Source organism: Ancylobacter dichloromethanicus (assembly GCF_018390645.1).
Classification (GTDB): Bacteria; Pseudomonadota; Alphaproteobacteria; order Rhizobiales; family Xanthobacteraceae; genus Ancylobacter; species Ancylobacter dichloromethanicus.
Genome location: NZ_JAHBGC010000010.1, coordinates 17,422 through 30,227, shown reverse-complemented (window position 1 = coordinate 30,227; position 12,806 = coordinate 17,422). Strand labels below are relative to the sequence as shown.

Sequence of the window (12,806 nt, the reverse complement as noted above, 5' to 3'; positions counted from 1 at the left end):
GGCCTCTGGCGCTCACTCCAAACTAAGTAAGTACTTAATTGTAATTTCCCTCTCGCCCTTGTCGCGCCCACGCACCGGAGCCGCCAAATGTCGATGACCCGCAGAGCTTTCAACCAGATCGCCTTGGCCGGCTCCGGCCTTGCCGCCGCCGGCACGCTCACCGGCGGCCTCATCACGCCCGCCCGCGCCGCCCAGCGCCTGCTCGTGGTGCAGTGGGGCGCGAACTGGATCGAGGTCTCCAAGCAGATCACCGCCGACTTCAACAAGACCAACCCGACCCAGATCGCCTGGGAGCTGCATTCGGGTGGCGCCGCGGCAGTGGTCGCAAAGATCAAGGCGGTCTGGCCGAATACCCAGTACAACGTGCTCTCGGTGTGGGACCCGGTGTTCCGCGCCATGATCCGGGAAGACTGGCTGCTGCCGATCGACGAGAGCATCGTCACCAACCTTGCCACCATCCCCGATCAGTTCATCCAGAAGAACGACAAGGGGCAGAAGATGTCCGTGCCGTTGTCGACGGCGGGCGCTTTCTGGGGCTATCGCGAGGACCTGCTGCCCGGCGGCTTCGATTCGGTCGATGACCTGCTGCGCCCCGAATTCAAGGGCAAGCTCTGCGTCCCTTACCCGATCGGCCTGACCGGGCTGTTCATCGTCAGCTGCGCCATCCAGCGCGGCGGCAACGAAAAGGATGTCGAGCCGGGCTGGGATCTGGTGAAGGAACTGGCCGCCAAGGGCCAGATCGGCATGATCGCCACCAACAATTCCGAATACATCAACGCCATGGCTTCGGGCGAATACTCGGTTGGCTTCTGGAACAATGGCGGCTGGTTCGCCACCGCCAAGAACTTCCCGGTCAAGCTGAAGAACCGCATGCCGGACAATAAGGGCTTCCTCTACAATGAGGGCTTCTGCGTCCTGAAGGGCTCGCCCGAGAAGGCCGCCTTCGAATTCGCCAACTTCTTCGCCGAGCCGAAGATGAACGAGCTCTACAACATGAATCTCGGCTCCGGCCCGACCCAGCCCTCCGCCAAGACCAACCCGATGCTGGTGGACTGGTACTACAAGCCCGACGAACTGGCGAAATACGCCTACTTCGCCGACTTCGCCTATCTCGGCTCGGTGATGAACGAGTGGAATGCGCGCTGGGAACGCGAGATCGTGCCATTGGTGCGGCGCGGCTGACCGCGGGTGAGCATGCGGGCGCGATGGGGCGAGGTGCGGCGATGAGACGGCCGGGACTGACAGCGGCCCTGCTGTGGCCGGCGCTCATCATCATGGCGCCGCTGCTGCTCGGCCCGCTCCTCGCGCTGGGGCATGAGAGCCTCAAGCCGTTCGTCGGCGGGCGCATCGGCGGCAACGATGCCGAGGCGCTCACCTTCGACAACTACGCCGCGATCGCCGCGCCCGAATATGTGCGCTATTTCCTCGACACGTTCCGCGTCGGGCTGATCAGCTCGGCCTTCGCGCTGGTGCTCGGCTTTCCCATGGCGCATTTCATCGTGCGCCGCGCCGCGCCCGCCACGCGCCGCCTGCTGATCGGCGGGCTGGTGGGAACGCTGTTCCTCAGCCTGATCGTACGGGTCTACGCCATCGCCATGACCTTCGGCCCGCACGGCCCGCTCTCCGGCTTCAGCCGACTGTTCGGCATCGCCTCGAGCAGCCCGGACGGGGCGGAGCTGATGGTCGTCCTCGGCCTGATGAACACGACGCTGCCGCTTGTCGCCCTTACGCTCCTCGGCACGTTGCAGAACATCAATCCGCGCCTGGAAGAAGCGGCGATGTCGCTCGGCGCGCCGCGCTGGAAGACCTTCTTCCAGGTCACCGTGGCGATGAGCCTGCCGGGCATCCTCTCCGCCGGAATCATCGCCTATGCGTTCTGCATCAGCAATCTCGTAGTGCCGATGCTGGTCGGACGCGGCTTCATCCTGTTCGTCTCGAACCTGATCTATTTCCGCTTTTCCGAGGTCGCCAACTTCCCCAGCGGCGCGGCGCTCTCGATCGTGATGATGGTGGTGTCGGTGGCGCTGTTCTACGGCCTGCTGCACCTGGTGCGCAGCCAGTGGCAGGAGGCCGGCAAATGAACGGCCTCTCCCTTACCAAGCGCCTCGCCGACGCCGTTTTCGAGACCGCCTATCTCTCGCTGATCACGCTGTTCATCGCCTTCTCCGTGATCCCGGTGATTGTCGCGGTGGTGCTGTCGTTCGACGCGCGCGGCTTCATCGGCCCGTTCCCGCCGACGCAGTTCTCGCTGCGCTGGTATGAGAGCTTCATGGCCGACAGCTATTATCATGACGGCCTCGTCACCGGCCTGATCGTCGCCACCGTTGCCACTCTGGTTTCCACCGTCGCCGGCACCTTCGCCGCCATCGGGTTGAGCCGCGCGGACTTCCGCGGCCGTGGCGCGCTTCAGGCCGCGCTGCTCTCGCCGCTGGTGGTGCCCAATGTGGTGCTCGGCTTCGGCATGCTGATCTTCGCCAGCCGGCTCGGCATCATCGACGGCATGACGCGGCTGATCATGGGCCACATCCTCATCACCTTCCCCTATGTGATGCGCACCACGGCGGCGTCGCTGGTGGGCATCAAGGCGAGCTATTACGAGGCGGCGCTCAGCCTGGGGGCGAAGCCGTGGAAGGCGCTGGCGCAGGTCACGCTGCCGCTCGCGCGCACCGGCATCCTCGCCGGCGCGGTGTTCGGCTTCGTGACCTCCTTCGACGATGTCGGCGTCAGCCTGTTCCTCACCGACGCTTTCACCTTCACCCTTCCGGTGGCGATCCTCGCGCAGATGCGAGCCAATCTCGATCTGACGATCGCGGCGCTGTCGGTCATCTTCATCGTCGCGACCGTCCTGCTGATCGTGCTCCTCGACCGCCTGGCGGGGCTCGACGCGGTGGTCGGACGCGGCGTTTACGGGCGTTGAGCATGGCGGTCCTCGAACTCCAGAACATCACCAAGCGCTTCGGCGGCGCGGCGGCGGTCGACAACGTCTCGTTCGAGGTGGGACGCGGCGAGATCGTCGCCCTGCTCGGCCCCAGCGGCTGCGGCAAGACCACGACCTTGCGCATGATCGCCGGTTTCGAGTGGGCCGATGAGGGGCGCATCTTCATCGGCGACGCCGACATGGCGCTGCGCCAGCCCTATGATCGCAATGTCGGGCTGGTGTTCCAGGACTACGCGCTGTTCCCGCATATGAGCGTGGCGCAGAACATCGCCTTCGGCATGAAGAATCGTGGCGTGCCCCGCGCCGAGATTGGCCGGCGCATCGGCGAAGTGCTGGGCCAGGTGCAGTTGCCCGGCATCGCGGAGCGTCGGCCGAGCCAGCTTTCCGGCGGCCAGCAGCAGCGCGTCGCGCTCGCCCGCGCGCTGGTGACACGGCCGGACATCATGCTGCTCGACGAGCCGCTGTCCAATCTCGACGCCAGGCTGCGCCTGCAATTGCGGCGCGAGATCCGCACCATCCTGTCGACCTTCGACTGCACCTCCATCATCGTGACCCACGACCAGGAGGAGGCGATGGGCCTTGCCGACCGCATCGTCCTGATGAACAGGGGCCGCATCGAGCAGATCGATGCCCCGCACGACCTTTATCAGCACCCGAAGACGCTGTTCGCCGCCGATTTCATCGGCCATGCCAACTGGATCGGCGGCACCCTCGCCCGCCGGGGCGTCGGCGCGGGAGCGGTCGAGACCGCGCTCGGTAGCATCGGCGTCGCGCCGGGCGCCGTGGCGGATGGACCGGTGACACTCTGCATCCGTCCCGAGCGCCTCGCGCTGGTGGACGATGAGACCGGCGTCGACACGCGCCTCGCCGCCGTGGTCGAGCGGCATGACCCGATCGGCGCCGATCTGCGGATCTGGTCGCGCCTGACCGACGGCACGCTGGTGCAGTCGCTGGAGAAGAATATCGGCCGCGAATTGCCCGCCCCCGGCTCGGCCGTGATCCTTGGCTTCCGCGTCGCCGATTGTATCGTCCTGCCGGGAGCACGGCCATGACCGCCCTGTCCGCCCGGCCGCAGGCGATCCGTGGCGGCCTTGTCGCCTTTCCGGCGGAGGGCACGGTCCGCGCGGCCGATCTCCTCATCGAAGGCGGTCGCATCGCCGCCATCGTCGCCCCGGGTGAAGCCCTGCCCGACGAGGCCGAGCGCGTTGATGCCACCGACCGGCTGATCACCCCCGGGCTGGTCAACGCCCATACCCACAGCCACCTCGCCATCGCCAAGGGCATGGCGCGCGCCTGGACGCTGGAACTTCACCTGCACAACGGGCCATGGACGGGCGGCGGGCAGAATGTGGACGACCGCTATCTGCTGGCGCAGGCCTCGGCGGCGGAAATGCTGCTGAAGGGCTGCACCGCCTGCTACGATCTGGTGCTGGAGTTGCCCACCCCCTCGCCCGAGGGCATGTTTGCCACGGCCGCCGGCTATGCCGACGCCGGCATGCGGGCCGTGGTGACGCCCATGCTCGCCGACCGCACCTTCTGGCAGGCGATTCCCGGATTGCGCGAGGCGTTGCCGCCGGAAGCGCGGGCAAGCGTGGATGCCATCGTCATGGCGTCCTCCGACATGGCTCTGGCAGCCTGCGAGCGCGTCCTCGCGCACTGGCCGCACGACCGCGCGCAGGTTCGCCCCGGCCTGGCGCCAACCATCCCGCTGCACTGCTCCGACGACTTCTGGCGCGGCGCCCGCGCGCTGGCCGACCGCCATGGCGCGCCGATGCACGCGCATCTCGCCGAATCGAAGATCCAGGCGCTCGCCGGTCAGGCCCGCTACAGAATGAGCCTGACCGCCCATCTCGACCGGCTCGGCATTCTCGGCCCCGATTTCACCGCCGCCCACGGCATCTGGCTGGGCGAGGACGATCTTGCGCTCCTCGGCCGCAGGGGCGCCTGCATCGCCCACAACCCGTCCAGCAATTTCCGGCTCGGCAGCGGCATCGCCAATGTGCCGGCCATGATCGCGGCCGGTGTTCAGGTGGGGCTTGGAAGCGACGCCTGCAGTTGCTCCGATCACCAGAACCTGTTCGAGGTGATGCGGCTCGCCTGCTACCTCTCGCGCACCGCCTCCTTCGACCCCGACGACTGGCTGACCCCCGCCGATGTGTTCGCCATGGCAACGCGCGGCAGCGCGCGGGCGCTCGGCATGCAGGACCTGATCGGCGACATCTGCCCGGGCCATGCCGCCGACCTCGTCTTCCTCGATCTCGGCTCGATCAATTTCACCCCGCTGAACGACGCGCTGTACCAGCTGGTCTTCGCCGAGGAGGGGCGCAGCATCACCCGCGTCATGGTCGGCGGGCGCATTGTGGTGGAAGATAGCCAGCTAACCACCATCGACTACCCCGCCCTGCGCGCCCAGCTTAACGACCGCGCCCGCGAGATCTTCGCCGCCAACGCCCCGCGCCGGAGGGAACTCGCGGCCATCGAACCCTACGTGAAGCACTTCTGCGTCGGCCTCGCCCAGGGGCGGATCGAACTCGCCGGGAACCCCGCGACATGACCCCACCCGCTCTCGACCTCGTAGCCGCGCTCACCCCACTTCTGGCGGCGCTTCGCGCGCAAACCGGAGCGCTGCGCTGCACCGTGCGGCTCGACCACCCCACCCTCGGCCTTTCGGTGAACGTGCCTTGCGCCGAGGTGCTGGCTCCCGGCGCTGCCTCGATGATGGCGAGCGCCTCCGTCGACCATCGCCGCGCCCGGTCCGTGCGCTGGATCGAGGCGAACCGGCGTACGCTGGTGCAGGGCGACGTCTTCGCCGACCCGGCGCTGGCGCCGCCACGGGCACTGATCGAAATCTTCCGAACCCGCTCGCAGATGGTGGCGCCGCTGATCGGCAGCGACGGCTACATGTTCGGCTGGATCTCCGCCCATTTCGCCGAAGGCCCGCGCACCTTCAGCCCGGCCGACGTTGCGGCCGTCGAGGATGCGCGCGACGACGTCCTCGCCCTGCCCGGCATGCCGCTGGATATCTGAAAGGAGCCCGCGCCGATGGACCTGATCGTACGGAACGCCCGCCTTCCCCACGAACCCGGCCGCACGGTCGATATCGGCATTGAAGGCGGGAGGATCGTCGTCATCGAGACCGGCCTCAAGGCCGAGGGAGAGGAGTTGGACGTCGGCGGGCGCCTGGTCTCGCCCGGCTTCGTCGAAACCCATATCCACCTCGACAAGTCCTGCATCCTCGACCGCTGCCAGTCGCAGCGCGGCGACCTTACCGAGGCGATCGGCGAAGTCGCCAAGGCCAAGGCCGGCTTCACGCCGGAGGATGTCTATGCCCGCGGCAAGCGCACGCTGGAGAAGTGCCTGATGCAGGGCACCACCCACATGCGCACCCAGCTGGAGGTCGATCCCGGCATCGGCCTGCGCGGGCTGGAGGGTGTGCTGCCGCTGATCGAGGAATACCGCTGGGCCATCGACATCGAGATCTGCGTGTTCCCGCAGGAGGGGCTGCTCAATAATACCGGCACCGACGCACTCATGGTGGCGGCGCTGAACAAAGGCGCCCGGGTGGTCGGCGCCGCGCCCTACACCGACAGCGACCCGCACGGCCAGATCGACCGGGTCTTCGAGATGGCGCGCGAGTTCGACGCCGACATCGACATGCATCTCGATTTCGGGCCGACCGCCGACACGCTCGACCTCGATTATGTGTGCGCCATGGCGGATCGCTACCGCTGGGGCGGGCGCACCGCCATCGGCCACGTCACCAAGCTCGCGGCCGCGAGCCCCACCCGCTTCGACGCGGCCGCAAGGCGCATGCGCGATGCCGGCGTCGCCCTCACCGTTCTGCCCTCGACCGACCTGTTCCTGATGGGGCGCGACTGCGATTGCAACCAGCCGCGCGGCGTCACCCATACCCACAAGCTGATCCATCACGGCGTGAACTGCTCGCTGTCGACCAACAACGTGCTGAACCCGTTCACGCCGTTCGGCGACTGCTCGCTGGTCCGCATGGCGAACCTCAACGCCAACATCTGCCATATCGGCGCCACCGACGACATCCGCGAATGCTTCAACATGATCACCGAGCGCTCCGCCCGGCTGATCAACGCCCGCGATTACGGGCTCGCCCCTGGCAAATCGGCCGACTTCGTGGTGCTGGACTGCCAGACCAGCGAGGCGGCGATCGCCGAGCTCGCACCGGTCCTGTTCGCCTACAAGCGCGGACGACGCACCCTGACGCGGCCCGCCGCGACGCTGCACCGTCCGCCGCTCAACTGAGTTTTTCGCATGCCGCATGCAGACACTTATGACCGCCCGCCTGCCGATCCGTTCGGCGCCTTCTGCCAGGAAAATCATGTCGCCCGCCCTGCTACCGGCGAGGGGCAGCTCTCGGGCCTGTCCTTCGCGGTCAAGGATGTGTTCGATGTCGCCGGCAGCCGCACCGGCTTCGGCCATCCCGCCTGGCTCGCCACCCACCCGCCGGCCGAGGTGACGGCCGGCGCGGTGACGCGGCTACTCTCCGCTGGCGCCGACCTGCGCGGCCGCACGCTCAGCGACGAGCTGTGCTACTCGATCTCGGGCGAGAATTTCCATTACGGGATGCCGATCAATCCGGCGGCGCGCGAGCGCCTGCCAGGCGGCTCCTCCAGCGGCTCGGCGGTGGCGGTCGCGGCCGGACAGGTGGACTTTGCCATCGGCACCGATTGCGGCGGCTCAGTGCGCGTGCCCGCCGCCTATTGCGGGCTGTTCGGCATGCGCCCGACCCATGGCCGCATCGCGCTCGACGGCGTCTCGCGGTTCGCGCCGCGCTTCGACACGGTCGGCTGGTTCGCCCGCGACGCCGTCCTGCTGAAGCGCGTGGGCGAGGCTCTGCTGGGCCCCTCGCGGCCGCAGGGATTCGACCGCGTGCTGCTCGCCGTCGACGCGTTCGAGCAGTGCGACCCGCTGGTGCGCCCCCAGCTGGACCGGGCAATGGAACGGATCGGACCTTCCGCCCCGCTGCGCCTGAGCGCGATCGGCCTCGACCGTTGGCTCGACGCCTTCCGCACCGTCCAGGCCGGGGAGATCTGGCAGTCGCTGGGGGGCTGGATCAGCCATGCCCGCCCGAGCTTTGGCGACGGCGTAGGCCAGCGGCTGGCGGCGGCCGAGCAGATCGGCCATGCCGAGGCGGAAGCGGCCCGCCAGCATGTCGACGCCATCGCCGCGGAACTGGCCGAGACCATCGGTGACGGCCTTGTCGTCCTGCCGACGACGCCGGGGCTGGCGCCGCTGCGCAGCACCGGCTCGGCCGAGATCGAGAACGTCTATCGCCGCCGTGCCATGCAGTTGCTGTGTCCGGCGGGGCTCGGCGGCCTGCCGCAGCTCACCATTCCGGTCGGAACGGTAGCCGGGGCGCCGGTAGGATTGTCGATCATGGCCCGACGCGGCAAGGATATGGATTTGCTGGAACTGGCGGCGAAAGCCTTCGCCGACCTGCCGACCACACCGGGCCCACGATGAAAGCGACACGTTCCGCGGCCGCGCCTCCCGAGGAAGGACACACCGCCTCCTCGCCGGCGCCGGCGAAATCGCGGCGCACGGCCGGCAAGCGCAACGCCGTGGCCACGCGCCAGCGCATCCTCGAAGCCGCCATGGCGGAATTCGCCGAGCACGGCTTCAGCGGCAGCCGCATCGACCGCATTTGCGCCGCCGCCGACGTCAATGTCGGCATGATCTATCACTATTTCGGCAATAAGAACGATCTCTACCTCGCCGCGCTGGAATCCTCCTACAAGATCATCCGTGACCGCGAGCAGAGCCTCGACGTCAACGACGCCGACCCCCTGCTGGCGTTGAGGGCGTTGATCGAGCTGACTTTCGACTTCCTCAGCACCGATCCGCATTTCGTGCGGCTCATCATGAACGAGAACCTGATGATGGGCCGGACGGCGCAGCGGTCAGCCACCATTCCGCACATGACGCGCCCGCTGCTCGATTCGCTGCGCACCATCTTGAAGCGCGGCCAGAAGGAGAAGGTGTTCCAGAAGAATATCGACGCCGAGAACCTCTATGTCTCGATCCTCGGCCTGTGCTTCATCCACGTTTCCAATCGCCACACGCTCAGCAGCATGTTCCAGCGCGATTTCGCCGAGCCCGACTGGCTGGCGCAGCGCAGGCTCATCGTCGTAGACGTGGTGACCAGCTACATCACCGACAAGGCCGGCAAGTGACGCGGCGTCCGACGCGGGAGTCAAGGGTACGAACCCACCTCGCGGGGAGCCGCGTGAGCGCGGGAATGCCCGGCAAGGCAAGCGACGCCGATCTGGCGTGCGACGCCCAGATGATCGACACAGTGGTCGACACCCGCGTGGCGATCATCGGCGGCGGCTTCTCGGGCGCCACCGTCGCCTGGCACCTGCTGCACCGGCGGCCCGACCTGTCGGAGGTCGTCATCGTCGAGCCGCGCGCCGAGATCGGCCGCGGCCTCGCCTACAGCGCGACCGACCCCGCCCACCGCATCAACGTGCCGGCGACGCGCATGTCGCTGACCCCGGACACGCCCGACCATTTCAACGACTGGCTGGAAGCCTCCGGCGCGCTCGACGCCGACCCGGCCGCCCGCCACGAAGGGCGCAACTTCCCCTCGCGTGCCGTGTTCGGCCGCTATGTCGCACAGGCAATCGCGGCAGTTGGGGCGCGAGTGCGCCATGTCCGGGCAACGGCCGAGAACATCGACCTCGTTGACGGGCGCTATCTCGTCACCACCGCGGGCGGCACACGCATCCGCGCGGAGATCCTCGTCCTGGCGGTCGCCCATGCCGCACCATCCGCGCCGCCCGCCGTTGAAACGGCGCTCCACGGCCATCCGCGCTATGTGCGCGATCCCTGGCAGGGCGGCGCCTTCGATTCCATTCGACCGACCGACCGTGTGCTCATCATCGGCACCGGCCTCACCATGGCCGACATCGTGGCGAGCCTCGAGGCGCGCGGCCACACGGGCGAGATACTCGCCATCTCCCGCCGGGGCCTGCGCTCACGCGGCCACCCGGCGGCGCAGCACGACTCCTCCGGCGATTTCGTCAGCCCGCCCATCGGCACGGCGGGCGACCTCGTGCGCCGCATCCGCGCGGCGGTGGCGCAGGCGGAACAGGCAGGCCAAAGCTGGCACTGCGTGCTCGACCAGGTACGGCTGCAGGGCAGCGCCATCTGGAATGCGCTGCCTCTGGCGGAGCGTTCGCGGCTGCTGCGCCATCTGCGCCCGTTCTGGGATGTGCATCGCTTCCGCATCGCCCCGCAGATCGAGGAAGTGCTGGACCGACGTATCGCCGCCGGAACGCTCGACTTGCGCGCGGCCTCGCTCAAGGCGATCAAGCGGGAAGGCGAGGCGATCCATGTCGACCTGCACCAGCGACGCGGCGGCGCACTGGTGCACGAGACCTTCGACGCGGTGATCGTGGCAACGGGTCCGGCGCATGGTTCGGTCTTCGCCTCCAATCCGGCGCTCGCCGCACTGGAGGCGCACGGCCTCGCACGGCCCGACCCGCTGCGGCTCGGCATCGACGTCACCTTGAACGGCGAAGTGCTCGACGCGCGGGGCGCGGTGCAGCCCACGCTGGTGGTCGCGGGCCCGCTCGCGCGCGGCACGATCGGCGAACTCATGGGACTGCCCGACGTGACCAACCATGCGATCCGCATTGCCGGCGCGGTCGAGCGGATGCTCGCCGCCGGCGCGGCGGAGCCGGCGGCGTAGCAGCGTTGTCTCGACTTCGGCCGGCGGCGGGGTCGGATCGCTGCGCCGCGAGGCGTGAGCATGGTAGACTGAACGGCGAGCCGTTGGCTCGGTGTTCCGCGGGACGACGCCCTCCCCGGGAAAGCCTGCTCATCAACATAGGCGGTTGCTTCGTGATCGGCCTGTTCGCAGCCCCTTTCGAGAGCAGTACCCGGTCGGTCGTCCCGTTTGGGGTCCGCCAGTTCATGCCGATCGGCCTGTCCGGCGGCTTCACCACCTTTTCGACATTCAGCCTGCAGACACTCGTGCGGCTCGATGCCGGCGAGGCAGGCCGGGCGGTGCGGAATGCCGCGCGGTCGATCATCCTATGCCTGATCGCCGTCGGCCTGGGCTATAAGTTGCCGAACGCCCTCGGCGCGGTGACAAGGAGTATGGCCACGTGAGAATATCATCGGTCCTGACCAGTTCCGCCAGCGTTCCCGCCGCCCTTGATGGTGCCGAGCTTGCCGCCGCCGCACTGCCTGGCGTGTCCATCGAAGCCCTCGAAGTGGTTGTCGATCCCGCTCAGATGATCGCCTCAAGCGAGGAAATCAGTATTCAGCAACTGAGAGGGCACGGCCGAGCAGCGCGCCCGCACGACCCGCGCGGCGTTCGACGACTGGAGCGCACAGCGCGCCTCCAAGGTCGCGCCAGTGGCCTGGCAATCCGGCACCGGCCGGCGTCCATCGGCACCCGGCGCCACCCGGCTACCGATTCTTCCATGGGATGATCACTCGGGATACGTCTCGCCCCGATCCGCTGCATCCTTGTGGAACAGGATGAACACCAGGGGGTTGCCAGGCTCCGCCATCGCGTCGCTGCGCTGGCCGGTCACCTCGCCGGCAACGCTGCTGGTGTATTCAGCGACCACTTCGCCGAAACTGTCGCGCTGGATGGCGACCTTCTGTCCCGGCTCCACCTTGTCGTTGAGCCTGACCAGGTGCTCGACGATCCCGCCCTCGGTGGCCAGGATCGGGAAGGCGCTGTTGCCGACGAAGACATCGACATCCTTGCCCGTGCGTCCCATCGGGCCGGCCACGATGCCGTGATGCTTGAGGACGTTCATCGTGCCTTCGACGAATAGCGCGATCATCTCAATATCCAGAACACGCGCCGCGCCGATCTCCGGCGTGAAGGCAGGAATGCCCACATCCATGAAGGCATTGTGCAGCACGCCCGGATAGACGTGATTGTCGAAGATCTGGCCGACGGGATAGAGCTCCACCATCGCCTTGACCTCTGGCACATCCATCCCGCCGATGTTGAAGGCGGTGACGTCGAACCCGGTGGTCCCGGTGTGGAAGTCGATGGCGGCATCGGCGTTCGGCCGCAGCAGGCGGTTGAACAGAAGGCCGGCATGCCGGCTGGGGGCGGTAAGCCCATTCTCATTGCCTGGCCATTCCCGGTTCATGTCGATCAGATCGGCACCTCGGCCCGCATTGGGCCATCGGCGCTGCATGCCTTCCATGGCGGCGCGGGACACATCCGTGACCGCCATCACCGTGCCCGACATCTGGGCCGGATCGAGCTGGTTCATCACCGACTGCACCGTGTGTATGGAACTCATCTCGTCGCCATGCACGCCGCTGACCAGCACGACGCGCTTGCCCGGCTTCGCTCCCTTGGCGACCGTCACCGATACATACCAGTGCTGGCCGCTGGGCATCTCGACACCCTGAAAATACAGGAGATGCTTCTTGCCCGGCTCCAAATCACCGAGGTCGAGCGCGCTGACGACCTTTTTCCCCTGGATGACGTCGCCGGTGTAGACGGTCGCCGATGATGCTGTCGGTGCCGAACCGGGAGAGGGTGTCGCCGCCTCACGGGCGCTTGCAGAGCTGGCGTCGGCCGCGAGAGCGCCCGCCATGCCGGCGGTGGCAAGTGATCCGATCATGAAATGGCGACGGTCGAGGCGCTCATCCAATTTGTTCGACATGACCCAGATCCTTTCGATGTCCATCGCGCGAGGTTGGATGTTTGCAAGGTTGCTCGGCTAGCTTCCCAAAAGAGGCGGGCAGAAGCGTGGCGCGCCGTCCCTCTTGAGACCGTAATAGCCGCTGCGTGCAGAAGAATTTCCGCGACACGAAGGCCTATCGAGAATGTCGATACCCACCATTGCTTATG

The 12,806-nt window shown here is 67.5% G+C and carries 13 protein-coding genes; 12 read left to right on the top strand and 1 reads right to left on the bottom strand.

All coding sequences use genetic code 11. The features are described 5' to 3' along the window. Positions 1-87 precede the first annotated feature (87 nt). From KHC23_RS05440 to KHC23_RS05385, 12 genes are all read left to right on the top strand, one after another. Positions 88-1,182: an extracellular solute-binding protein gene (locus KHC23_RS05440; protein ID WP_213370278.1), complete on the top strand. Its 1,095-nt coding sequence runs from the start codon at positions 88-90 to the stop codon at positions 1,180-1,182. Positions 1,183-1,223: 41 nt separating this feature from the next. Then, on the top strand, positions 1,224-2,081 hold the full coding sequence (locus KHC23_RS05435; RefSeq protein WP_213370276.1) for an ABC transporter permease: 858 nt from the start codon (positions 1,224-1,226) through the stop codon (positions 2,079-2,081). Continuing rightward, on the top strand, positions 2,078-2,917 hold the full coding sequence (locus tag KHC23_RS05430) for an ABC transporter permease (RefSeq protein ID WP_213370274.1): 840 nt from the start codon (positions 2,078-2,080) through the stop codon (positions 2,915-2,917). Before KHC23_RS05435 ends, KHC23_RS05430 begins: the two co-directional genes overlap by 4 nt. Before the next feature lie 2 nt (positions 2,918-2,919). Further along, on the top strand, positions 2,920-3,990 hold the full coding sequence (locus KHC23_RS05425; RefSeq protein ID WP_213370272.1) for an ABC transporter ATP-binding protein: 1,071 nt from the start codon (positions 2,920-2,922) through the stop codon (positions 3,988-3,990). Next, positions 3,987-5,492, top strand: coding sequence for an amidohydrolase family protein (locus KHC23_RS05420; protein ID WP_213370270.1), 1,506 nt, complete (start codon positions 3,987-3,989; stop codon positions 5,490-5,492). The genes KHC23_RS05425 and KHC23_RS05420 overlap by 4 nt, the downstream gene beginning before the upstream one ends. Further along, positions 5,489-5,965, top strand: a complete 477-nt coding sequence (locus tag KHC23_RS05415; protein WP_213370268.1) for a GAF domain-containing protein — start codon at positions 5,489-5,491, stop codon at positions 5,963-5,965. The genes KHC23_RS05420 and KHC23_RS05415 overlap by 4 nt, the downstream gene beginning before the upstream one ends. 15 nt (positions 5,966-5,980) lie before the next feature. Beyond that, on the top strand, positions 5,981-7,213 hold the full coding sequence (locus tag KHC23_RS05410; protein ID WP_213370266.1) for an amidohydrolase family protein: 1,233 nt from the start codon (positions 5,981-5,983) through the stop codon (positions 7,211-7,213). A 9-nt stretch (positions 7,214-7,222) separates the two neighbouring features. After that, a complete protein-coding gene (locus tag KHC23_RS05405; protein WP_213370264.1) occupies positions 7,223-8,434 on the top strand; it encodes an amidase in 1,212 nt (403 codons plus the stop codon). Beyond that, positions 8,431-9,144 carry a TetR family transcriptional regulator gene (locus KHC23_RS05400; RefSeq protein ID WP_213370262.1) on the top strand — a complete coding sequence of 238 codons (714 nt, stop codon included), beginning with the start codon at positions 8,431-8,433 and terminating at the stop codon, positions 9,142-9,144. The genes KHC23_RS05405 and KHC23_RS05400 overlap by 4 nt, the downstream gene beginning before the upstream one ends. Before the next feature lie 65 nt (positions 9,145-9,209). Next, entirely contained in the window at positions 9,210-10,664 is a 1,455-nt protein-coding gene (locus KHC23_RS05395) for an FAD/NAD(P)-binding protein (protein WP_246544256.1), read from the top strand. Between the two features lie 5 nt (positions 10,665-10,669). After that, positions 10,670-11,086: a CrcB family protein gene (locus KHC23_RS24855; RefSeq protein WP_373878543.1), complete on the top strand. Its 417-nt coding sequence runs from the start codon at positions 10,670-10,672 to the stop codon at positions 11,084-11,086. Then, positions 11,083-11,412: a hypothetical protein gene (locus tag KHC23_RS05385; protein WP_213370260.1), complete on the top strand. Its 330-nt coding sequence runs from the start codon at positions 11,083-11,085 to the stop codon at positions 11,410-11,412. Before KHC23_RS24855 ends, KHC23_RS05385 begins: the two co-directional genes overlap by 4 nt. Here the strand turns inward: KHC23_RS05385 and KHC23_RS05380 are convergent, their stop codons facing one another. Then, on the bottom strand, positions 11,413-12,618 hold the full coding sequence (locus tag KHC23_RS05380; RefSeq protein ID WP_213370258.1) for a M14 family metallopeptidase: 1,206 nt from the start codon (positions 12,616-12,618) through the stop codon (positions 11,413-11,415). Positions 12,619-12,806: the final 188 nt, after the last annotated feature.